Annotated in this window: 17 protein-coding genes; 3 read left to right on the top strand and 14 right to left on the bottom strand. The window is 68.8% G+C overall.

Going from position 1 to position 23,591, the window contains the following annotated elements; all coding sequences use genetic code 11:
* The first annotated feature begins 35 nt into the window (after positions 1–35).
* A complete protein-coding gene (locus ACOYW6_RS11845; protein ID WP_423141517.1) occupies positions 36–938 on the top strand; it encodes an alpha/beta fold hydrolase in 903 nt (300 codons plus the stop codon).
* On the opposite strand, the gene glk is transcribed toward ACOYW6_RS11845, so the two are convergent.
* From glk to ACOYW6_RS11775, 14 genes are all read right to left on the bottom strand, one after another.
* Positions 923–1,903, bottom strand: a complete 981-nt coding sequence (gene glk, locus ACOYW6_RS11840) for a glucokinase (RefSeq protein WP_423141516.1) — start codon at positions 1,901–1,903, stop codon at positions 923–925. The two genes, ACOYW6_RS11845 and glk, sit on opposite strands and share 16 nt — an antisense overlap.
* Positions 1,900–3,396 (bottom strand): MFS transporter, encoded by a 1,497-nt coding sequence (locus tag ACOYW6_RS11835; RefSeq protein ID WP_423141515.1) that lies wholly within the window; start codon positions 3,394–3,396, stop codon positions 1,900–1,902. The genes glk and ACOYW6_RS11835 overlap by 4 nt, the downstream gene beginning before the upstream one ends.
* Complete coding sequence (locus ACOYW6_RS11830; RefSeq protein ID WP_423141514.1) at positions 3,396–4,694, bottom strand: sugar MFS transporter; 1,299 nt, start codon at positions 4,692–4,694, stop codon at positions 3,396–3,398. The genes ACOYW6_RS11835 and ACOYW6_RS11830 overlap by 1 nt, the downstream gene beginning before the upstream one ends.
* Before the next feature lie 104 nt (positions 4,695–4,798).
* Positions 4,799–7,204: a glycoside hydrolase family 3 N-terminal domain-containing protein gene (locus ACOYW6_RS11825; RefSeq protein WP_423141513.1), complete on the bottom strand. Its 2,406-nt coding sequence runs from the start codon at positions 7,202–7,204 to the stop codon at positions 4,799–4,801.
* A gap of 102 nt (positions 7,205–7,306) precedes the next feature.
* Complete coding sequence (locus tag ACOYW6_RS11820) at positions 7,307–8,476, bottom strand: MFS transporter (RefSeq protein ID WP_423141512.1); 1,170 nt, start codon at positions 8,474–8,476, stop codon at positions 7,307–7,309.
* On the bottom strand, positions 8,473–9,519 hold the full coding sequence (locus ACOYW6_RS11815) for a LacI family DNA-binding transcriptional regulator (protein WP_423141511.1): 1,047 nt from the start codon (positions 9,517–9,519) through the stop codon (positions 8,473–8,475). Before ACOYW6_RS11815 ends, ACOYW6_RS11820 begins: the two co-directional genes overlap by 4 nt.
* A 6-nt stretch (positions 9,520–9,525) precedes the next feature.
* Positions 9,526–10,452: a glycoside hydrolase family 16 protein gene (locus ACOYW6_RS11810; RefSeq protein ID WP_423141510.1), complete on the bottom strand. Its 927-nt coding sequence runs from the start codon at positions 10,450–10,452 to the stop codon at positions 9,526–9,528.
* Positions 10,449–11,951 carry a tryptophan halogenase family protein gene (locus ACOYW6_RS11805; RefSeq protein WP_423141509.1) on the bottom strand — a complete coding sequence of 501 codons (1,503 nt, stop codon included), beginning with the start codon at positions 11,949–11,951 and terminating at the stop codon, positions 10,449–10,451. The genes ACOYW6_RS11810 and ACOYW6_RS11805 overlap by 4 nt, the downstream gene beginning before the upstream one ends.
* Positions 11,948–12,964 (bottom strand): cupin-like domain-containing protein, encoded by a 1,017-nt coding sequence (locus ACOYW6_RS11800; RefSeq protein ID WP_423141508.1) that lies wholly within the window; start codon positions 12,962–12,964, stop codon positions 11,948–11,950. Before ACOYW6_RS11800 ends, ACOYW6_RS11805 begins: the two co-directional genes overlap by 4 nt.
* The gene (locus ACOYW6_RS11795; protein ID WP_423141507.1) at positions 12,957–13,673 is read right to left on the bottom strand and encodes a SapC family protein; all 717 of its coding nucleotides are present in this window, start codon (positions 13,671–13,673) and stop codon (positions 12,957–12,959) included. Before ACOYW6_RS11795 ends, ACOYW6_RS11800 begins: the two co-directional genes overlap by 8 nt.
* A gap of 13 nt (positions 13,674–13,686) precedes the next feature.
* Positions 13,687–15,210, bottom strand: a complete 1,524-nt coding sequence (locus tag ACOYW6_RS11790; protein WP_423143124.1) for a tryptophan halogenase family protein — start codon at positions 15,208–15,210, stop codon at positions 13,687–13,689.
* 103 nt (positions 15,211–15,313) lie between these two features.
* Positions 15,314–18,295, bottom strand: a complete 2,982-nt coding sequence (locus tag ACOYW6_RS11785; RefSeq protein ID WP_423141506.1) for a TonB-dependent receptor — start codon at positions 18,293–18,295, stop codon at positions 15,314–15,316.
* Between the two features lie 112 nt (positions 18,296–18,407).
* Positions 18,408–19,775, bottom strand: coding sequence for a peptide MFS transporter (locus tag ACOYW6_RS11780; RefSeq protein ID WP_423141505.1), 1,368 nt, complete (start codon positions 19,773–19,775; stop codon positions 18,408–18,410).
* A 119-nt stretch (positions 19,776–19,894) separates the two neighbouring features.
* A complete protein-coding gene (locus ACOYW6_RS11775) occupies positions 19,895–20,143 on the bottom strand; it encodes a GlsB/YeaQ/YmgE family stress response membrane protein (RefSeq protein WP_423141504.1) in 249 nt (82 codons plus the stop codon).
* A 773-nt stretch (positions 20,144–20,916) separates the two neighbouring features.
* Between ACOYW6_RS11775 and ACOYW6_RS11770 the strand changes: the two genes are divergently transcribed.
* Entirely contained in the window at positions 20,917–22,956 is a 2,040-nt protein-coding gene (locus tag ACOYW6_RS11770; RefSeq protein ID WP_423143123.1) for a ribonucleoside-diphosphate reductase subunit alpha, read from the top strand.
* 133 nt (positions 22,957–23,089) lie between these two features.
* A complete protein-coding gene (locus tag ACOYW6_RS11765) occupies positions 23,090–23,485 on the top strand; it encodes a PepSY domain-containing protein (protein WP_423141503.1) in 396 nt (131 codons plus the stop codon).
* Positions 23,486–23,591 lie beyond the last annotated feature (106 nt).

The following is a 23,591-nucleotide window of genomic DNA, read 5'->3' as shown; positions in this document are numbered from 1 at the left end:
GACTGCACGTCATCACACCAGCGAACGGACCGTCCATGCCGCACAAGACCGTCAATGGAATCGAGCTTGCCTACGAAACGCACGGCGACCCGGCGCACCCCCCCCTGCTGCTGATCATGGGTTTGGGCGCGCAGTTGACGTTGTGGCCCGAGGAGTTTGTCGAGGCACTGGTGGAGCGTGGCTTTTACGTGATCCGACACGACAATCGCGACATCGGGCTGTCGACAAAGTTCACCGGCGCCGGCGTCCCCAATATCCGCCGCGTCGCCGTGATGCGCCTGTTCGGGCTGCGTCCCCGTCTGCCCTATCGGCTCAGCGACATGGCTGCGGACGCGGTCGGGCTGCTGGACGCACTGGGGGTTGCGCGCGCGCACATCGTCGGCGCCTCGATGGGCGGCATGATCGCGCAGCTGGTCGCCGCGACGTATCCCGGCCGCGTGCTCAGCCTGACCTCCATCATGTCGACAACCGGCGGACGGCGCCTGCCTCCGCCGCGTCCGGCAGCGCTGGCGGCGCTAACCCAGCGCCCGCCCGCCACCATCGACGAGGACGGCATCGTCGCTGTCGGCACCCGTATCGTAGATGCGATCGGCAGCCCTGGCTATCCGACCGACCCGCAGCGGCTGCGCGCCCGCATCCTGCGCGATTTCCATCGCAGCTTTCACCCGACCGGCCCGGCCCGCCAGATGGCCGCAATTATCGACGACGGCGATCGCACGGCGCGCCTGGCCGCGGTCACCGCGCCGACGCTGGTGATCCACGGCAGCGACGATCCGCTCGTCCGCGTCGAAGGGGGACGCGCGACCGCGAAGGCGATCCGCGGCGCGACGATGATCGAATACCCCGGGATGGGGCACGACATTCCGTTGCCACTGGTGGGCGCGATGGCCGACGCAATTGCCGACCACGCCGGCGCGGCAGCTCAGCCTTCGGGGTAACGCGCCGCGAAGGCCGCGGCGGCGCCGAACAGGCCGGGCTGCGAATGGGTGATGAGCTTGACCGGCAGCGCCGCCATCATCTGTTCGAACCGGCCCTTGGCCTTGAAGCGGTCGGCAAAGCCGGAAGTCGCCAACGCGTCCTTGATGCGCAGCCCCAGGCCGCCGGCGATGACGACGCCGGCCGCGCCCTGGGCCAGCGCAAGGTCGCCGGTGACCGAGCCGAGCGAGAGGCAGAACCGGTCCACCGCGGCGGCGGCCAGGCTGTCCTCGCCGCTGGCACCCTGTTGCCAGATCGTGCGATCGTCCAGCGGAGCGATCGCACGCCCCTCGATCGCCGCCAGCGTTTCGTGGATCGTCACGATGCCGGGGCCCGACACCACCCGTTCGACCGAGACGCGGCGGTGGCGCTGGCGCAGCCGCGCGAGCAGGGCATCCTCGATGGTGTCGAGCGGGGCGAAATCGATGTGGCCGCCCTCGGTCGGCTGGACGCGGTAGCTGCCGGAGCCATCGCGCCAGATGTGCGCCACGCCCAGCCCGGTGCCCGGCCCGACGACGCTGATCGTGCCAGCCGCCGGTAGCGGCTTGTCCGGGCCAGACAGGCGCACGAAATGCGCCGCGTCGCAGCGCGCCACGGCATGGCCGACCGCCTCGAAATCGTTGACCACGACATAGTCCGTCGCGCCGAGCTTTTCAGGGATCAGCGCCGGGCGGATCAGCCACGGGTTGTTGGTAAAGCGGATCACCTCGCCGCCGACCGGACCGGCGACGGCAATCGCCACCGCTCCGGGCAGCTTGCCGCCGCTGCGGCGGGCGAACTCTTCCCAGGCGGTCTGGAAGCTGGCGTGATCGGCGGTCTGCAGCGTCTCGATCCCGCCCAGCGTAATCGCGCCGTCGGCGGCGATCTCCGCCAGCGCGAAACGGGCGTGCGTGCCCCCGATGTCGACCGAGACGAGCGTGCGGGTCATGACGTTTCCTTGGCCATCCGCGCGTCGGCGCGACTCGATACCAGCAGCAGCCCTAGCGCAAGCACGGTCGGGATGACGAGCACCCACGTCGCGGTAATCGCGCCCAGCACCAGACTGGCCAATCCCAGCGCCTGCGCGCCCAGCCCGCCGGCCTTGGTGCAGGCAGCGATCCAGCCGGTGGCGCGGCCGCGCACCGCCAGCGCGAAGGTCTCGGCGGTGTAAGGCAGGATCACCGCGATGATCGCGTTGACGCCCACCAGCAGCACCGCGACCGACAGCACCGGGCTGGCCGCGGCGCGTGTCTGGATCACCAGCAGGGCCATGCCCGTCAGCATCACCGCAATCGCCAGCGTCAGCGTCGGGCGGGCGCCCCAGCGGTAATAGAGCAGGGCGGCGATGCCCGTGGTCGGCACCGCGATCACCGCTGAGCGCGCCAGCAGCGCGCTCGCCTCCGCGACGGGAAGCCCGCGCGCAACCAGGTCCGCCGGCAGCCACAGCAGCACGCCGAAATTGGCCCAGCCCCAGGCCAGCGCGATCAGCGTCAGCGCCGCGAACAGCCAGGTCCGGTTGACGGTCTTGGTTGGCGGCGGCGCCTCGGCCACGGGCGCCAGTACCGCGCCGAAGCGGGCGAGCACGCCGCCCGCTTCGTGAAGGCGGCCGTGCGCGGCAAGGAAGCGCGCCGATTCCGGGATCAACGGACCCAAACTGATCAGCAGCAAGCCGGTCGGCAGGTTGGCCAGCCACAGCACGCGCCAGCCCAGCAGCGGCTGCGCCAGCGCCGAGATCAGGCTGGCGGCGGCATAGCCGCCCGCGGCGCCAAGTCCGCCCACCAGCACCATACTCCAGCCGCGATGCCGCGCGGGCATCATCTCCGCCAGCAGGGCGTACGTCACCGGCAGCATGCCCCCGGCGGCCAGGCCCATCAGCAGGCACATCGCCAGGTTCCATGAGAACGAAGGCATCGCCCCGCAGATCGAGGTGCCCACGAACATGACGGCCGACAGCATGATCGTGGACCTTCGGCCATAGCGATCGGCCAGCGCGCCCCACAGCATCGAGCCGAGCACCGTGCCCGTCAGCGCCGAGAACGGCAGCAGCGCGACGACATGCTTGGGCAAGCCGTATTCCGCTTCCATGCCCGGCAACGTGAACCCCAGCGAGGCCGGTTTCATCACGTCGATCACCAGCGCCACGATCAGGGCAGCCATCAAGCGCCAGTGCGCGGCGCTGAGCGGTGCATCGTCGGGGACGTGAGCTGCGATGGCGACCGCGTCGGCGGCCCGGTCCGGCAGAAGCCCGTAGGCCGCCAGCGCGATCCCCGCGACAATCAGCGCCATGCCCGCGATCATCGCACCGTCGGTTGCCATGCCCACCAGGCGGAAGCCCATGCCGCGCGCCATCCACAGCATCGGCAAGTGCAGGCAGACCCCCACCGTGACCGCCAGGCAGCCCGCCGCGAAGGCGGCGCGGAGCCGCGTCCGGGCGGGGCCCATCAGGCCGTGGCCGGTCGGCGCGCGTACCAGCCGAATGCAGCGATCACGCCGTAGCAGATCGCGGGCAGCGCCATCGCGAGGCGCAGGCTGCCGCTTGCATCGGCGAGCATGCCCGTCAGCAGCGGGACGACCGCGCCGCCGAAGATGGCGATGTTGATGACCCCCGATCCATCTGCCGCGCGCGACCCCAGCTTCTCGCACGCGAGGCTGAAGATCGTCGGGAACATGATCGAGTTCATCAGCCCGATCGCCAGCAGCGAGTAGCCCGACAGCGTACCGGCGCTGTGGGTGCTGATCGCCAGCAACGCGATCGCACCGAGCGCAAAGGTCGCCAGCAGCTTGCCGGGGCTGAACACGCGCAGCAGGTAGCTGCCGACCAGCCGCCCGACCAGCGCGCCGCCCCAGTAGTAGGCGATCATCTTGCCCGCGGACAGCTCGTCCAGGCCCATGACGTGCGACTGGCGCAAGTAGCTGACGATCAGCGAGCCGATCGACACTTCGGCGCCGACATAGAGGAAGATGCACAGCGCCCCGAAGCCGAAGCGCGGCCGCGACAGCAGTGCGAACCCGCCGGCGAGCGAAGTGTGCTCATGCCGCTCACCCTGCAGGCGGTTGCGGAACGACCAGACGACCGCGGCGATCACGGCGAGCGCGACCGCCAGGCCGATATACGTGTGCACGATCGCCTGGCTTTCGGCGGTGCGATAGGCGTCGAGCTCCGTGCCCGAGAGCTGCGAAGCGGTTACCGCAGCAAGGCCGCCGAGGATCAGCGTCGATCCGACACGCGGAAAGATCGTCGTCCCCAGGCTGTTGAACGCCTGAGCGAAAGTCAGCCGGCTGTGCACGGTCTTCTGCGGACCGAGCAGGCTGATAAGCGGGTTGGTCACGACCTGGACCACGACGACCCCGCTTGCCAGCACGAACAGCGCCAGCAGGAACAGGCCGTACGTGGCGGTGCGGCTGGCGGGGATGAACAGCAGGCAGCCGGCCATCATCGTAAGCAGGCCCACCACCGCGCCGCGCATGTAGCCGATCCGCTTGACCAGCTGGGCGCCCGGAATCCCGATCACCAGGTAGGCAGTGAAGAAGCAGAACTGGATCAGCATCGCCTGCGTGTAGTTGAGCGTGAACAGCTCCTTCAGCTTGGGCAGGATCACGTCGTTGAGACTGGTGATGCCGCCAAAGATGAAGAACAGCGCGAAAACGAAATAGCTGAGGCCCGGCGCATCGATCGGCGCGCCGCCGTCCTCGACCGGGTTGCTGTCCGTACTGCTAGCGGTCGCCGGGGCCAATACCATGTCGGGTCGTTCCTCTCCTGAATGGGCCCGCGCTCGCGGCACGGGCCCTTATCCCTGCTTGTCGCCGCTCCTGCACGGCACGCAAGCGTTATTCGAATGCGTAATCAGAACGCGCAGGGCGTCCCGGCCGGCAGTTTCTCGCGCCGCACGCTGGCGATGCGGAATGTCAGCGGGCCCTTGGTGTCAAACCGGATGCGCGAACCCAGTCCCGGCGCGCAGGCCTCGGTGATCACCATCTCGCGCCAGCCCTTGCCTTCGGCCAGGGCGAACTTGTCGGTCAGGTCGACGACGGCCTTGTCGCCGACGCGCAGCGAAACCGGCGCGGCCGGCCGCGTCATGACGGCATAGACGATCCGGTAGGCGCCGCCGCTGTCGCGGTCCTGGCGCAGCCCGAAAGCGGATCCAGCCGCCATGCGGATTTCGCGCGCGTCCTCCTGCGCGTCCTTGTCGATCCCGCGCACCGAAACGCCGGCATCGGTCAGGTCGCCGCGCATCCCGGCCAGCAGCTCGCCGTCGCCCGAAACGTCGTGCTTGGGCACGAAGGCGGCCACCCCGGTGGCAAGCTTGCCCGATACGAACATCGCCGAGCTGTCGAACGCACTCAGCGCGGCGCAGGCCTCGGGCAGCAGCGGGGTCGGGGTCCGGTCCGCCAGGTCGCGCCCGGCGCCGAGCGGGAACAGCACCGCGCCCGCGGGTCCGCCGGCGCAGTCGGCTGGCCAGGGGAATGCCAGGCGCCCGGTCGCCGGCCTGGCACCGGTCAGCACGTCGGCCACGCCCATGCCCTCGCTGCCTGGCAGCCATGACGCGACGAAGGCGTTGGAGAGGTTCATTTCGCGGTTGGTCCAAAGCGGACGGCCCGAGAGGAAAACCGAGACCGTCGGGATGCCGGCGGCGCGGAATTTCTTCAGCAGCTTCAGGCCTTCCTCATCGCGCAGGACGAGGTCGTGGCGGTCGCCGGCGAACTCCGCATAGGGTGCCTCGCCGAAGACGACGACCGCAACGTCGGGACGCGCGCTGAATGAACCGTCCGCGGAATAGGTAGCGGTGCCGCCTTTGCCCGCGACCGCGTCGCGCAGCCCCGCCCAGATCGACGTCGCGCCCGGAAACAGGCTGCGCTTGAGGTCGAGCCCGCCCTGCCAGGTCAGCGTCCAGCCGCCCGCCGCCGCGCCGATGTTGTCCGCCTCGGCCCCGGCGACCAGCACCTTGGCGCCGGCGCGAAGCGGCAGGACACCGTCGTTCTTGAGCACGACTTGCGACTTGGCCACGGCCTCGCGCGCGACGGCGCGGTGCTCGGGCGATCCAAGCAGCTCGAACTTGCCCGCCAGCGGACGCTCGATCGGGCGCTTCGCCTCGGGCAGCAGCAGCCCGGCGTGCAGCTTCATCCGCAGCACCCGCGCCACGGCCTGGTCGAGCCGGGCCATCGGGACGGTGCCGTCCCTGACCTGGGCGACCAGGCTGGCGTGCAGCGCCTTCCAGTCGTCGGGGACCATGTACATGTCGAGGCCGGCCAGCACCGCCTTGGGGCAGTCCGACACCTTGCAGCCATCGACCTGGCCGTGCGCGTTCCAATCGCCCACGGTCATGCCGCCGAAACCCATCTGCCCGCGCAACAGATCCGTCAGCAGCGACTTGTTGCCGGTCATCTTCACGCCGTTGATCGAGCTGAAGCTGACCATGACCGTCTCGACGCCGGCATCGATGGCGGCCCGATAGGGAACGGTGTGAATCGCCTCGATCGCCGCCAGGTCGCCGACGGCATCGCCCTGGTCGACACCGTCCTTGGTGCCGCCATCGGCGAAGAAGTGCTTGGCGGTCGCGATGACGTGGCCATCGCGAAGCCAGCCCGCCGAACCCTTCGTGCCCTGCAGACCTTCGACCATCGCTGCGCCGAGGCGGGCAACCAGTTGCGGGTCCTGCGAGTAGCTTTCGTAACTGCGGCCCCAGCGCTGATCGCGCGACACCGCCACCGTCGGGGAGAAATCCCAGTCGATCCCGGTGGCGAGGATTTCCTGCGCGGTCGCCTCGCCGATGCGGCGAACGACATCGGGATCGTGCGTGGCACCAAGCGCGACGTTCTGCGGGAAGATCGTGGCGCCCACGACGTTGGTGTGGCCGTGGACGGCATCGGTGCCCCACAGTGTCGGAACGACCGGTTCGCCGCCGGGCAGCGGACGGGCCGAAGCGGTCCACATCTCGTCCGCGAGTTTGAGCCACTGCGACGCGGGCGCGAACTCGTCGCCGTAAGGGCCCCCGTTGCCGCCGTTGAGGAAACTTCCGAAGCGGTACCGCTCCATGTCCGCAGCGGTGAAGGAATTGATCTGCGGCTGGATCAGCTGCGAAACCTTGTGCTCCAGGCTCATGCGCGAAAGCAGGTCGGCGATGCGCGCCTCGTCCGCGGCGGCGCCGGTCGCGGCGGGCGGCGGGACACCTGCCGGGCCATCGGTTCGGGCCGCCACGCAGCCGGTCAGCGCCATCGCGGCGCAGGCCGCCAGCATCGAATGTCTGATCACGTTGTCACCCTTCGCCCAGCTCGCGGGCTTTCCCCGTCGTCGTTATGTGAACGTTATCAGGACACGTTGGCGATGGCAATGCGCTCGCTGCCGACAATTCGTTCAGGCGCGCGGAAAGGCCCGCTGCAACAACACGAAAGCCGCCAGGGAAAGTCCCGCCAGAACCGCGAACAGCGCTTCGAAGCCCAGCCGCGGAACCAGCGCCACTGTCAGGCCCGGCATCACCAGCGACGGGACCGTGTTGGTGAGGTTGAAGACGCCGAGATCGCGCCCGCGCCGATCGGGGCGCGGAAGTACCCGCAGCGTCTGCGCGCTGTGGAGCGCCAGGAACAGGCTGGTGGCCAGCCCGAACACCACATAGCCGGCCACGCCCACCGCAGGCGCGCGCGCCAACGCCATCACGCCCAGCCCGGCAGCGCCGACCAGCGCGCTGGCCTTGAGCGGCAGGATCGGCGTGCCGCGCGCGTCGGCAAGCCGCCCGGCAAGCAGCGCCAGCGGCGCCCCGGTAAACAGCACCAGCGCGATCAGCCGCGCGGCCGAGGCATCGTCGTTGGCATCGCTCAAGGTGCGAAACCACAAATAGAAGTACGCGAACAACGCGGCTTCCGAGACCTGCACCAGCAGCCGCGCAAGCCACATTGCCCGCGCTGCCGGAGCGGTCCGGCGCGGCGCGGGCGGCGCGGCGGCGGGATCGGGCGGGCACTCCTTGCCGAACAGCACGATCGGAAGGATGCAGGCGGCAACGATGGCCGCGATCACGCCGTGCCGAAGCGGCATCGCGACCAGGCCCGGCCATGTCACCGCCATGCCGGTCAGCGCACCGGCGGCCGGCGCAAAGGCCAGGAACCCGCCCAGCGTGCCTTTCTCCGCGTCGGGGATGCGGTCGCCCGCCCAGGCCGACAGCGGCCCCAGCACGGCGTTGAGCGCGGTCTGCCAAAGCACCAGCAGCAGCAGAATCTGCGGCAGCGACCGCGCCTGCCCCAGCTCCGCCAGCAGCGCGGTCATGGCGATCAGCCCGCCGACGATCCACGGCTTGCGGCGGCGGGTGACATCGCTGAGCCAGCCAAAGCCGATATGGGCGCCGCTGGCGGCAATCGCGCCCGCAAACGTCAGCGTTCCCAGCCAGCCGATCTGCGCCGCCCCCGCCAGCGCGCCGACATGCGCAGGAAGCAGCAGGGTGAGAAACGGCACGTAGGCGATCGTCCCGCCGGCCCAGGCCAACGCGTAGAGCAGCAGGAACGTCGACGGCCGCCGCACCGCCCACCGCGTCATCGCGGCGGCGCCACCGAATCGCGCGGCACCAGCGTTGCGGGGATCACCTCGTGCCCGCCCTCGTCCTCGCCGTTGCCGGCGGCGATCAGCCGCTCCACCGCGCGCGCGACGGTGGCCGCGATGGGCTGGTCGACCGCGGTCAGCGCCGGCTGCGAGAAGCGTACGATCGGCGTGTTGTCGAAACTGATCAGCGACAGGTCGGCGGGGATTGCGATCCCCATCGCCCGTGCCGTTTCCAGCGTGGCGAGCGCCATCTGGTCATTGCTGGCGATGATCGCGGTCGGCCGCTCGGCCCGGCCCAGCAGCGCCTGCGCCGCCGCCTCGCCCGAGGCGTAGCTGAAATCGCCCTCGGCCAGCAGGCCGTCGGTTGGCAGCCCCGCCTCGGCCATGGCAGAACGCCAGCCGTCGATGCGCCAGTCGCTGACGTGGTATTCGCGGTTGCCGCCGATCAGTGCGATGCGCCGATGCCCAAGGTCCGCCAGGTAGCGGGTCGCCATCCCGGCGGCGGCTTCGTCGTCCATCGTCAGGGCGATGCCGCCGCCTTCGCCCAGCGAGCCGATCCGCGCGAACGGGATGTGCTTGCCGGCCAGGAACGCGACGATCTGCGCATTGTCGGAGTGCGGCGGGGTCAGCACCACGCCATCGGGCTGAAGCGCGGCGACGATGCCGGCCAGCTCGCGCTCGACATGGTCGCTATGCGTGTCGACCAGTTCGAAGATCATGCGGTAGCCATGCTCGGCGCAAGTCAGCATACCGCCCAGCAGCATCTGGTCGATCCAGTCCGCGCCCTGGCGCGCGCGCCAGTCGGCGATGGTGCGGTCACGGTCGTTGAGCGCCAGGATCAGGTACGAGCGCGACCCGCTCATCCGCTGAGCTGCGATCGAGGGGACGTAGCCCAGCTTGTCGATCGCGCCCTGGACGCGGGCGCGCATCTCGGGCCGGACGTTGCTTTCGTTGTTTATGACCCGGCTGACGGTCTGCAGCGACACGCCGGCCTCCGACGCCACGTGGCGGATCGTAACGGCCTGCCGCCTTCGTCCCATGGTCGCTCAGTTCCCCGTCGCTGCGGCGGGCTTATCGCCGGGTCCGGGCTTTTGCCAGACGCGAACCCAGTCGACCGCCATCGTCTTGGGGAAACCGCCTTCGGCCACGCCCTTGAGGTTGCGGCTTTCGGCCAGGCCGCCGCCGATGGCGAGGTTGAGGATGAGGTGGAACGGCTTGTCGAAAGGGGCGCGCCCGGTGCCGACGCCGGGCACGCGCCATTCGCGCGCGCTGCGCGTTTCGTAGCGGCGCCCGTCGACGAACCACGCGATCGCCGCCGGCGACCATTCGATCGCGTAAGTGTGCCAGCCGTCGGCCGGGCCGGTCAGCTGGGTGGAGAGGCCGAGATGGCGGTTGCGCGGTGGCAGGTTGCCGAAGTGGATCGTGCCGAGAACGTGGTTTTCCTTGCCGCCGCGGCAGTCCTTGCAAGGGGTCGACAGGTTGACCGCCTCGACGATGTCGATCTCGCCGGAACGCGGCCAGGCGCCTTCCTTCCAGTCCTCGGGCAGCATCCACGCCGCCGGCCAGGTACCCTGCCCCTGGGGAAAGCGAGCGCGGATCTCGACCCGGCCATAGCGCCAGGCCGCCAGCCCGGTGGTGGACAGCCGCGCCGATGTGAACGGCTTGCTGGCGGTGGCGAGGCGTTTGGCCGGGGTGTCGCGTTGGGCGAGCGGAAAGGCCGGGCCGGTGTGCCGCTCCTTGCGGGCCACGATCTCGAGCTGGCCGCCGGCCACCCGGTGATTGGCGGGATCGGGGGTGTAGCACTGCCGCTCGTTGTTGCCGCCGCCCCAGCAGTCGTCGGCAAGCGTCCACTTGGCAGGATCGAGCGCCGCGCCGTCGAACTCGTCGGCCCAGACGAGCTGCCAGTCCGGACCGGGCGCCGCAGCCACGGCCGGCGCCGCGGTCGCGGCGGCGAGGAGGAGCAGCGCGCTCACGCGGCGGTCCGTGTCGCGGCGCCGCAGTAGCGCGCGACGTAGTCGGCGTGCGGCGGCAAGGCGCCGACTGTTCGCGCCACGCTCTCGCGCAGCCCGCCAAGAAACTTCGCCAGTTCGTCGTCGGTCAGCTTGGCCGCCACCGGGTGGTGCGTACTCGGCGTGATCCCTTGTCCCATCATCACCTGGACCCACGAATTCTCGGCGAACAGCTCCTCGTTCTTGCGAAACACGCGCCCGGTGTCGCGGAACAGTTCGATCTTCTGCTCGAGGCTGGCGGGCACGGCCATCGCCGCGCAGTGCCGCCAGAACGGCGTGTCGCGGCGGTTGGTGACCTTGTAATGCAGGACCAGGAAATCGCGGATCTGCTCCATGTCGACCATTTGCTGGTCGTTGAACTCGGCCACGTCGCGCGGGCTGACCGGTCCCGCCGGCAACATTCGCAGGATCCGCAGCACGGCGCGCTGGATCAGATGGATCGATGTCGATTCGAGCGGTTCGGTAAATCCGCCCGACAGCCCGACCGCCACGCAGTTATGGCTCCACTGCTTGCGGCGCGCCCCGGTCTGGAAGCGGATCACGTTGGGCTCGACCAGCCGCTCGCCCTCGATGGTGCCGAGCAGTTTTTGCAGCGCGGCGTCCTTGTCCATGTAGCGGCTCGAATAGACGATGCCGTTGCCCTGGCGGTGCTGCAGCGGAATGCGCCACTGCCACCCGGCCTCGTGCGCGATGACGCGGGTATAAGGCAGCGGCGGCCGCACGCTGCCGGTCTGGATCGCGATGGCGCTGTCGCACGGAAGCCAGTGCGTCCAGTCGTCGTAGCCGGCGTGCAGCGCGCCCTCGATCAGCAGCGCGCGAAAGCCGGTGCAATCGATGAACAGGTCGCCCTCGATCGCGCGGTCGCCGTCGAGGCGCAGGCGCGCGATATCGCCGCTCTCCCCGTCGCGTTCGACCGCCGCGATGCGCCCTTCGATCCGGGTCACGCCGTCACATTCGGCCATGGCGCGCAGGAACTTCGCGTAGAGCGAGGAATCGAGCTGATAGGCGTAGTTGACCCGGTCGTCGGGCAAGTGTGCGAACGCCTTTGCCTCGGCCGCCTTCAGTTCCAGGCAGTATTCGCCATAAGGGGCGTCGTGGCCGCGCTGCAGGCCTTCCATCCAGAAGTGCTGGAACCCGGCCGACCAGTGATCCTGGCCGGTGCCGCCGAAGGAGTGGAAATACGTCTCGCCCACGTCCTTCCAGTTCTCGAAGCTGATGCCCAGCTTGAAGGTCGCCTGCGTGGCGCGCATGAACTCGGCCTCGTTGATGCCGAGCAGGCGGTTGTACGTGACCAGCGGCGGGATCGTGCTTTCGCCAACGCCGATCGTTCCGATGGCATCGCTTTCCACCAGCGTCACGTCGGCCACGCGGCCCAGCGTGCGGGCGATCGCCGCCGCGGTCATCCAGCCGGCGGTTCCGCCCCCGGCGATCACGATCCGGCGCGGCGTTATCGGAGCGGTCATCGCGACAATCCTCTCAGCAGGCGGGCGCGGATCTGGCCCGCGGTCTCGGCGGTAAGCGGGGCCAGGATGCCGCGGGCATCCTCGGGCAAGTGGGCCGTCACCCCGGGATCGCTTGCAAAAACATAGCGATCGAACAGCGCCTGCCACTCGGCCTTGGTGGCAGGGTCGAGATCGCGCAGCGCCAGGATGCCGTGGAACAGCGCATCTTCCGGCTTGCCCAGGAAAGCGGGGGCATCGCGCCACCAGTAATTCACCAGCGCGTTGAACGGCGCCAGCCCCTCGACATGGTGCCACCACAGCGACGGGATGAAGACCGCGTCGCCCGGCTCCAGCTCGGCCACGTGCGCGCGCTCCAGCGCCTGCGCGAAGCGCGGGTGCGCAGCCAGGTCCGGTGCGGCGAAATCGACCATGCTGACCGGCCGGCCAGCGGGGGTGTTCTCCAGCGGCCCGATGTAGAGGTCGCCGATGGCATCGGGCGGAAACAGCGTGAAGCGCCGCCGCCCCACCGCGCAGACGGCGATATTGTCGGGCACGTCGTTGTGCGCGGCTATGCGCGTGCGGCCGCCGATCCAGATCGATTCGATCGGCCGGCGCGCGCCCAGCATCAGCGCGTTGTCCTCGCGCAGGCCGTCGAAGTAGTCCCCCATGTCGATCGAGGAGAGGTAGATCGCCGGCGCCTCGGGCTTGTCTTCATTGGCGGCGATGCCGTCCAGGATCGCGGCCAGCGGCCCTTGCGCCATGCGGAAGTTCATCCCCATCGCGGCGTCGTAGAACAGGCGCTCGCCCCCGCCCGGCTGGCCGATATTGACCGGAAACTGCCGCGCCCGCGCCTTGGCGACGAGGTAGGCGCGCGCCGCGGCCGCGCCCTTGAGCCCCGCCTGCACCAGCGGCCAGTCGCGGGCCAGGCCGCGCACCAAGAACGGTTCGCGCGCGCCCGCCAGCCGCGCGTCCAGATCGCCGGGCGCGAGCGTTTCCTCCGCGACCGGAGGCAGGTCGGCAAGCGCGTCAGCCACGGGCCCGCGCCGCGCGCATCCGCGCCAGCTTCGACAAGTTGCCGAGCGAGGCGAGCGCCATGAACAAGGGCTCGAGATGCCCGCCGGCGTGCAGTTCGGCCAGCGGCGCGGGTTCGAGCGCGGCCAGCCGCTCCTCGTTGACGAGGTGATAGCCGACCAGGCGGTGCTGCTCGCCGCCCACCTCGCCGACGTCGAGGGCAAAAGGCTCAAGCAGGTCGTAGCGGTTTGCCGCCGCATAGAAATCGCCGCTGGCGCGGTAGCCTTCGTCCAGCGCGCCCAGCATCGCCGCCATGTCATCGACCAGCGGCGTTGCCACGCCGGTATCGTCGAACAGGCGAGTGCCGTCCTCGCCGGCCGACACGCGCGGATGGTCGCGGTCGATGTGGATCTGCGAAGGTCCTTCGCCGTCACGGCTGCGTCCGACCAGGAACGGCTGCACTGCCATCGCCAGCGGCCGCATCGGCGCGTCCCACGTTTCGCCCGCCAGGAACAGGTTCTCGCCCGCCTCGAACCCAAACAGGGCCAGCGCGGAAAACTGCCCGCTGGCGGCGTCGTGGCGGAACAGGATCGGGTAGACGGTGCAGAGGCGGCGGAATTCGCCCGGCACCACCAGGCTGGCCATCACCGCGTCGCCGTACTGCGCGCCGGCGCCGGTGTGGACGCGCAGGTTGGCGTGATCGGCGGGGTTGAGGGCCTGGTGGTTGCTCATCGAAGCTATCCTGTCAGGCCGCGTTGCCGGCGGCCGATTGGGTGGGTACCGCGCCCAGATAGGCGCGGTTGGACGGCAGCGCCGCGGTCAGCGCACGGGCGCGCTGGGCAACCTCCGCCAGCCGCCCGCGCGCGACCGGCGAGGGGCCGCGCAGCGACGGCGGCGGGGGAAAGCCCATGCCGTAAAGCACGTATTGCTGGCTGGCGGCGGAGAACAGCTCGTCCACGCGCGGCAGGTCCCAGGCCGATGGCGGTTGTTCGCGCCAGATCGTCAGCTGCTCCGCCAGGCGCGGCGGCACGGTGGCAGGATCGCGCTGCGCCTGCCAGTAGGGCTCGCTGCGGCGGCTGAGCAGATAGTGCAGCTTGAGGAACTCGACGATGCGATCCCAGCGGTACAGGAACGTCTCGTCGAAACGGGCGGCATGGATGGTCATCGCCGCGCGGCTGGCGGGGAAGTTGTCTGCCAGCGCGCGCAGCGACATCTCGATCAGGACAATCGCCGAGGCTTCGAGCGGCTCGATAAAGCCCGCCGACAGCCCGATCGCCAGGCAATTGCCCTGCCAGAACGACGCGCGATGGCCGGTCCGAAAGGCTAGCCGGCGCGGCGCCAGCGCGGCGATTGCGGAGTCCGGCAGCGCCCGCGCGACGTAATCTGCGAGGATCCCCTGCGCCTCCTCGTCAGAGCAGAAGCGCGAGGCGTAGACGCAGCCGATCCCGCGCCGCCCGGGCAGCGCGATGTCCCACAGCCAGCCGGCACGGTGCGCGGTGGCAACCGTCTGCGAGGCGATGGCACTGCCGGGCGCGGTCGGGACCTGCGCCGCCAGGGCGCGGTCGTTGAACGAAACGTCGCTGCGGTCGATCCAGGCGGCGCCGCAGTGCCCGCCGATCAGCAGCGCGGCCTGACCGCTGCAATCGAGGAACAGGTCGCCCGCAACACGGCCGCCGTCGCGCAAGGTCAGCGCGGCGATGTCGCCGTCGTCGCGGCCTTCGGCGCCGACCACTTCGGCGGCGATGCGCGTGACGCCCAGCCGCGTCGTCGCGTGACGCGCCAGCAGCGCGGCGAACTTGCCGGCGTCGAGGTGGTAGCCGTAATTGAGGGCCGCGCCGTAGGGCGGCATCGTGCGCTGGCGCGGCGCCAGGCCGGCGGCGCAGACCGCGGCCTGGGCGGTCATCGCCGCCGCGAACGGCCCCGTGCCGCCCCAGGCGGCGACAAGGTCGGCCATGTCGCCTGGCGGAGGCGGGGTGAACGGGTGCAGGTAGCTGTCCTGCGCCCCGCCATCGACCCACCCGTCGAAGCGCGAGCCCTGTTTGAAGGAGGCGTCGCAGGCGGTCAGGAACTCGCCCTCGTCGATGCCGATCGTGGCCAGCGTTTCGCGCATCGTCGGCCAGGTGCCTTCGCCGACGCCGATGGTGGGAATGTCGGGCGCCTCGACCAGCGTGATCGCCAGGTCCGGGCGCCGCGCGGCCAGGTACGCGGCCGAAAGCCACCCCGCGGTACCCCCGCCGACGATCACCACGCTGTGCACCGTTCCTGCCATCACGCCGCCGTTCCTAGACCACTTTGCGTCCGTCCCGAAAGGCGGACGGGCCGCGCCCCTTGAAACGGAGCGCGGCCCGTCGCCGTCGTCTCCCCGAAGGGGATCAGAACTTCAGGCGGACGCCGGCAGAGTAGCGCGCATAACCGGGCGCGGCGAAGAACACCGTCTGCTCGTTGCGCATGTGGCCGCGGCGATCGGCCTTGGTCAGGTTGATGCCCTCGGCGAAGACGGTGAAGCCGTTGCCGAACTCGTAGCTCGCGCTGGCATCGACCTGGCCATAGGGCTCGACGTAATAGGGGTCGAACCCGTAGCCCGACAGGAACCCGTCGCGCCAGTTGTAGGCGACGCGCGCCTGGAGCCCGGCCTTGTCGTAGAACAGCACCGCGTTGGCACTGTCGCTGACCCCGGTCACCGCGAACTGACTGACCGTGTAGCGCAGCGCGTTGTTGTACGGCGTATCGCTCTTGACGATCGTGTAGTTCAGGATCGCGCCGAAGCCGGTATCCCAGAAGTTGTGCTGAAGCGCGAATTCCCAGCCGTGCAGGTGCGCCACCTGGTCGCTGTTGCCCGGCGTGGTGAACGTGAAGTTCAGCGCCGGATCACCAGAAACGCCCAGGATGCCGCCGCTGTCGCCGTTGATCGGGGCGGAGTAGGCGGCCGGGAAGTTGGTCTTGATGTAGTTGAGGATGTTGGCGAACGGCGCGTTGGCGCCCAGCGCCGCCACGGCCGCGTTGTAAGCCGCGCCCTTGGCCGGGTTGGTCAGGTTGAAGGCCGGGCCTTGCGTCGTGGTGTTGGCGATGAAGTTGCTCACCGTCTTGTGGAAGTAGCCCACCGAGATGTAGCTCTGCGGCGCGTAATACCACTCGGCCGACAGGTCGATGTTCTTCGACAGGTACGGAAGCAGGCCGGGATTGCCGCTGCCGCCGGTGCCGCCGCCATCGGGACGCGCAGGCGAATTCACGGTCAGGCCACCGGCCAGCGATGCATAGTCGGGCCGCGTGATCGTGTGGCTGTAGGCCGCGCGCAGCTTCACGTTGGACATCGGCGCGATGTCGAGGTCGAAGGCCGGAAGCCAGTGGTCGTACTTGCCCGTAAAGGTCAGGAACTGCGAACTGGTCGACGGCAGGATGCCGATCTCGTTGCCGCCGGTGAAGCGGGTGCCGCCCGGGATCCCGGTCAGCGCGGTCGAGGTGATGTTGGTCTTTTCATAGCGGACGCCGGCGCGGAAGTGCGCGGGATTGCCGAGCAGGTCGAACTTGAAGTTGGCCTGGCCGTAAGGCGCCCAGGTCTTTTCGCCGATGCGGCGGTCGACCGAATAGGACGCCAGGCAAGTGCCGGCGCCGCCGGTGGTGGCGCTGCAGATGCCCAGGTTGGTGTTGAGCAGGTTGATCAGCCCCACGCTGTCGACCTTGAAATAGGTCGGGATCAGCGCCGGGTCGTTCGACCCGTTCATGCCCGAAAGCGCCGGCGGCAGCGGCGTGGCCGCGAACAGCCCGTCGGGCGTCTGCGCGGCCGAAAGCGTGCCGCCCCAAGTGTCGTTCTGGATGAACCCGTAGGCCGAGCGGACCTTGTTGTCGGTGTGGGTGACACCGAAATCGAGGCTCTCGATGAACGAGCTGTCGAAGTCGTAGCCGCCCTTGAGCGCGACCTCGTTGATCTCGTCGCGCATGTAGGCGTTGCGGAAGGCGTTGCCCGCCGGGCGGATGTTCGCGGCGGTGATTTCCGACCCCGGGTACATCGACACCGAGATGACCGGCATGTCCTTGGTGAAGTCGATCGCCTGATTCTTCACGCCGTAGATCGCGCTGCCGACGGCGATGTTGCTGCCGTACGGCGAGGTCGGCTTGCTCGTCGCGGTCGAGTGGTGGGCGTCGGCCTCGAGACGGAGGCCGCCCGGGCCATCCCACTTGAGGTTGCCGCCGATCGAGTGGTTGACCGAGCGGTTCTTGGCGAGTGCGCCGGTGATCGCCAGGTCCTTGCCCTCCGCCTGGGCAAAGGCCTCGGAATAGAAGTTCGGCCCCGCCGCCGGGCCGTCGGTCCAGCTGCTGGTGGTGTTGTTGTGGTTGAACCACACGCCGATCGAGTTGGTGCGCGCGTCGATCGTGTTCTGCGAGAACACGTAGTCGACCGTCGCGGTCAGGCTGTCGAAGGGCTTCACCTGCAGCACGACCTGGCCGTTGATGCGTTCACGGTCGATGTCGGTGAAATCGTAGCCGGCGTTCTGCGTCACCTGGTAGACGTCGGTGGCGTCGGGACGGTTGGTGATCTGCGCGTAGCGCGGATCGCCCGGCATCGCGAGCGAACCCCAGTTGTTTTCCGAACCGAGGTAACCTTCGCGCCAACCGGCGTTGAACTGGGCCAGGCTGGCCTTGCGGCGCTGGTACGAACCGCTGACCAGGATGCCGATCTTGTCGTCGGCAAAGGTCTGGCTGACGATGCCCGACACTTCGGGCGTGATCTTGGTGCCTTCGAAGGTGTGGTCGTAGACCCCCTTGGCCGAGATGCTGCCCTGGAAACCGGGGCGCGACAGCGGGCGCGGGGTGACGATGTTGATCACCGAACCGATGCCGCCGGTGGGCAGCGAGGCGCGGCCCGACTTGTAGACTTCGACCGCGGCGATGCCTTCGGACGCCAGGTTGGCAAAATCGAAGCTGCGCGAAGCCGGCGCCGAGCAGCAATCGCCCAGGCTCGAGGCCGGCATCTGCCGGCCGTCGAGGAGGACGAGGTTGAAGTCCGGGCCGAAGCCGCGAACGGTCACCTTGCTGCCTTCGCCGTTCGAACGGTCGATCGACACGCCGGTGATGCGCTGCAGCGATTCGGCCAGGTTGGTGTCGGGGAACTTGCCGATGTCCTCGGCCGAGATCGCGTCGACCACGCCTTGCGCGTCGCGCTTGATCTTCAGCGCGCTTTCAAGGCTGGCGCGGATGCCGGTGACGACGATGGCGTCGCCGTCGCTGGCGGCCGCGTCGGTCGACGATGCGTCGGTCGCGGCGGTCTGGGCCAGGGCCGGAGAGGCGCAGGCGAGAGCCAGCGCCGAAGCGCCCGAAACATAAAGAGCGAGAGAACGCTTGCGCGCGTGTGTCATCGGATCCTCCCCTGCGGCGCCGTGTATCGACGTCTGCAATGTGAACGTTCACCTAAATGGGAACGTTCACGCAGTCAAGCGGCCCCGGGATGACGTTCGGCAGGTGTGGCTATCATGTCTCCATTGCCGCTTCGGCGCGGCCCAGGCCGCGTACCCACGCCTTGTGGCCCGCGATCATGGCAATCGCCGCCACCGCCGCGACGGCGGCGTTGAGCAGCCAGAAGCCGCGCGGCCCCAGCGGCTCGTAAAAGCGGGCCATCCAGCCGGCGAGGAAGTAGCCGACCGCCGCCGCCGACTTGAGCAGCGCCATCATGATCGAATTGACCGACTGGGGGGAATCGCGGCTGACGATCGATCCCGCCTGCGGTTCCATGAACGCGCCGTAACTGAAGTCCTGGATGATGTAGAACGCGATCCACGCGATCACCGGCGTCACCAGCGGGCCCGATATGGCGGCCGCGAACAGCCAGCTTGCCACGATGCCAACCATGCCGATCGAAAACTTCGTCACGTCGCCCAGGTCGCGGCCGCGCCGGCGCGACAGCCACACCGACAGCCGGTTGCCCAGCCACACGCCGCCGATGGTCGCCAGGCCGTCGATGATGCCGATCCAGGTCACCGGCACTTCGAAACCCAGCACGTTGCGATCGACGTGGGTGTCCGCCCACACGTACATCACGCTGTAGGACTGGTTGGTGACGGTCGAATAGAGCATGTAGGGGAAGAACAGCAGCAGCAGGATCACCCCCACGCGCTTCCACTCGGCGCGGGTCAGCGGCGCCCGCTTCACCCGCGCCTGCCCGCGTACAAGCGTGTCTGGCGGCAGGTAGCGGCGACCGGCGACGTAAGTGGCCAGCGCGATCAGCATCCCCACCCCGGCGGCGCCGAAGCCGAGGTGCCAGGACACCTCCTCGCCCAGCGTGCCGATGATCAGCGGCGCGATCAGCGCCCCGATGTTGAGCGTGATCAGGTAGATTCCGAAGGCGCGCGTCCGCCGCTCGTCCTCGGGCGCGTAAAGCACGCCCACTTGCGCCATCATGTTGCCCAGCAGGCAGCCCGATCCCAGCACCAGCAGCGTCAGCGCCAGCAGGAACAGCGGCTCGAACGCCATCGCCAGGTGGCCGGCGGCCATCAGCACGCAGCCGATCGTCACCGTGCGGGTGCGGCCCAGCACCCGGTCCCCCAGCCAGGCGCCGACCAGCGGGGTCAGGTAAATGAAGCCCGAATAGAGGCCGTACGTCTGCGCGGCAAAGGCAAGGTCGGAAAGGGGCCCGGCGACGCGCTCGATCCCGTGGCGGAAGCCCGCGAGCCCCAGCACCTTGGCAGCGTGCTGCGGCAGCAGCAGGTACTTGGTCATGTAGAGCATGAGCAGCGCCTGCATCCCGTAGAACGAGAAGCGCTCCCACAGCTCGGTCGTCGCCAGCACGGTCAGGCCGCGAGGATGGCCGAACAGTTCCTTCGGTGCGGCAGCATCAGGCATCGGCGGGCCCTTTGTTCAGGCCCTTCGCGGATGCGAAAATCGCCGCCGCCACGGGTGCGTGGCGGCGGCGACCTTGTAAAGCTGATTTCGTAACGCGGATTTCGTCGCCGGACGGCGGCTCAGGACCCGCCGAGGTGCAGCATGCGGCCCACGAAGATCAGCACCATGCCGCCGATGATCGAGGCGATGAAGCCGGCGCGGTGAAAGCCGACCGCGCCGCGGCTGGTAACCAGGCCCGCCAGCAGCGACCCGGCGATGCCCAGGATCATGGTCCACAGCATCGTCATGGGAACAGGACCGGGATAGAAATAACGGGCCAGAATGCCGACGATGATGCCGACGATGATGGAAACGATCAGATTGATCATGGCGGTTCCTCTCCTTGAGACGAGGGGCTCGCGTGATGCTTGTTGTATCCCCCGCTCGGCGAATCTGCCCTGCAAGCGGGATTCCGGTCAATCCCGTTAAGGAAAAGGGGCAAGAAGGCTCCCGCCGGCGGGTGGCCGACGGGAGCCCCGGTCCCCCGTCTCCTGCGACCCGCACCGGGCGCAGGCGATGTGCGGCGGGACTTGCGATGAACGCACCCGGCACCCATGTCGTTGCCGGGCGATCGCCAGCTCCGATCGCTTCGTCGCAGAGGTGCAACGGGTGGTCGCAGCAGCACCTGTTCTGAAAAAAGTTTTGCCGCTGCGTGATCCCCTCTTGCGCTGTGCAGCGGTGGCCGGATCACCGCGCGTCGCTGCGTTGCATCATCGGCGCCGGGCGCGCCCAGCCCGCGCCCTGGACGGCTTCGAACACGTTAGCGCGGGATTTACCCTCTTGCGCGCGATTCAGGATCGGGCACTATCAGTAGTGGTCCGGCACACAGGGGGACCTCAAGACCTAGATTCAGGCGTCGGACGGCCGAAAGGCCTCGCCAGCGCGGATTCGGCGGTCGGCAAGGCCCGCGTGCACCGGATCGGGGACAGCGATGGGGATAAGTTTTTCCCCGCTCGCGGCCCCCCGATGGTAGGTTCACCACCAGCCTGCCGATTCGAACGAATGTGGAACATTGTAACGCGGCCGGATCGGCCGCAGTGCCGCCGGGGGGCGGCCGGATACGGGGGCTGACGTGACCGAATTTCGAAACGGGGACTTGCCGATGATGGGCGATCTGGAAGACGCGATGACGCTCGACAACACTGGCGCCTCCCCAGGCGAAACCGGCCGCGCCGCCGCCCCGCGCGCGAAGGCGAAGCCGGCCGCGGCGCTGACAGATGGCGGCGCCGGCGATGCCGCGCTCGTCGAGGCGATGACCGTGGAGGCGATGACCGTGGAGGCGATGGCCGCGACCGCGCTGGCGGCCGCCGCCTCGCCGCGTCCGGAAGAAGATTCCAAGGCGATCCACGCCCGCCGCTTCGCCATCGTCACCGATCCGGCGCGCGACGCGCTGCTGACCGCGTTCGGCAAGGACACGCTCGACGATCGCTACCTGCTTCCGGGCGAAACCTACCAGGATCTCTTCGCCCGCGTCGCCGACGCCTATTGCGACGATGCGGATCATGCCCAGCGCGTCTACGACTATGTCTCGAAGCTGTGGTTCATGCCCGCCACCCCGGTGCTGTCGAATGGCGGCACGGGCCGCGGCCTGCCGATCAGCTGCTACCTCAACTCGGTGTCCGACAGCCTCGAGGGCATCGTCGGCACCTGGAACGAGAACGTCTGGCTGGCCAGCCGCGGCGGCGGCATCGGCACCTACTGGGGCAACGTGCGCGGCATCGGCGAGCCGGTCGGCCTTAACGGCAAGACCAGCGGCATCATCCCGTTCGTGCGCGTGATGGACAGCCTGACGCTGGCGATTTCGCAGGGCAGCCTGCGCCGCGGTTCGGCGGCCTGCTACCTCGATGTCAGCCACCCCGAGATCGAGGAGTTCCTCGAGATCCGCAAACCGTCGGGCGACTTCAACCGCAAGGCGCTCAACCTTCACCACGGCGTGCTGATCAGCGACGATTTCATGGTCGCCGTGCGCGAGGGCGCCGAATGGCAGCTCAAGAGCCCCAAGACCGGCGAAGTGCGCGGCACCGTCGATGCCCGCAGCCTGTTCCAGAAGCTGGTCGAGACCCGGCTGGCCACGGGCGAGCCCTACATCGTCTTCTCCGACACCGTGAACCGCATGATGCCCAAGCATCACCGCGACCTGGGGCTCAAGGTCTCGACCTCGAACCTGTGCAGCGAGATCACCCTGCCTACCGGCAAGGACCACCTGGGCAACGACCGCACCGCGGTCTGCTGCCTGTCCTCGCTCAACCTGGAAACCTGGGAAGAGTGGAACAAGGACGAGCTCTTCATCGAGGATGTGCTGCGCTTCCTCGACAACGTGCTGCAGGACTACATCGACCGCGCGCCCGACGAGATGGCCCGCGCCAAGTATTCGGCGATGCGCGAACGCAGCGTCGGCATGGGGGTGATGGGTTTCCATTCCTACCTGCAGAAGAAGGGCGTCGCCTTCGAAAGCGCGATGGCCAAGGCCTTCAACCTGAAGATGTTCAAGCACATCGCCGCCAAGGCCGACGAGGCCAGCCTGCTGCTCGCGCAGGAACGCGGCGCCTGCCCCGATGCCGCCGACATGGGCGTGATGCAGCGCTTTTCCTGCAAGATGGCGATCGCGCCGACCGCGTCGATCAGCATCATCTGCGGCGGCACCAGCGCCTGCATCGAACCGATCCCGGCCAACATCTACACCCACAAGACGCTGTCGGGCAGCTTCGTGGTCAAGAACCCGTACCTGGAAGCGCTGCTGGCATCCAAGTCCAAGGATTCCACCAACGTGTGGAACTCGATCCTGGAACGCGGCGGCTCGGTCCAGCACCTCGATTTCCTCAGCCCCGAGGAAAAGGCGGTCTACAAGACCAGCTTCGAGATCGACCAGCGCTGGCTGCTCGAATTCGCGGCCGATCGCACCCCCTACATCGACCAGGCGCAGAGCCTGAACCTCTACATCCCCGCCGACGTCGACAAGTGGGACCTGATGATGCTGCACTTCCAGGCCTGGGAGAAGGGCATCAAGAGCTTGTACTACCTGCGGTCGAAGTCGGTGCAGCGCGCCGGTTTCGCCGGCGGGGTGGAAGCGGACAACACCGCTGACGCGCCGGTCATGGAACTGGCCGCGACGGACTACGAGGAATGCCTGGCTTGCCAGTAAGGCCCTGCCGGTAGGGCGGCGGCGCGGGAAGGGGCGCGGCATGGTTACACTTCGCGACACGCGTCCCTCTTGCCAGTGCCGGCCTGCCCTGCTCGTTGCGGCGCGTTCGCAACGGCTCCAAGGATAATCGACAATGCGTAAATACCACCGCTGGATCTCGGTCTTTTTCGGCGTCTTCCTGCTGTGGATCGCGGTGACCGGCGTGCTCAGCCAGGTCGGCGAGCTGGTCAACAGCGCCGGCGGCGCGGGCGAGCATGAGCAGCGGGCCGCCCCTGCCGTCCCCGCCGGCTTCGTCTGCCCCGAAACGATGACATGCCGGCCCAAGCCGGTGCGCGCGGCGGGGTCGTGGAACGTCGGGATGCTGCACCACCTGCATTCGGGCGAAAGCTTCGGCCCGGTCGGCACCTGGATCTCGATCCTGTCGGGCTTCGCGATGATCTTCTTCAGCTTCTCCGGCCTGTGGATGTACATCCAGATGTGGCGCAACCGCGCCCGCCGCGACCTTAGCCCCAAGTGGTTCTGGAAATAGCGTGAACCGGCGCCCCCCCTTCACCGCATACCGAAACGCCCCTGCCACGGGGGTGGCAGGGGCGCTCGGTTTGTGCGCGGTGAGGGGGACCGCGCCGGGGGGCGGG

The organism is Parablastomonas sp. CN1-191, assembly GCF_049354825.1.
In the GTDB taxonomy this organism is placed as follows: Bacteria; Pseudomonadota; Alphaproteobacteria; order Sphingomonadales; family Sphingomonadaceae; genus Novosphingobium.
Note: the sequence above shows the minus strand (reverse complement) of the source record. Positions and strands in the feature narration are given on the sequence as shown.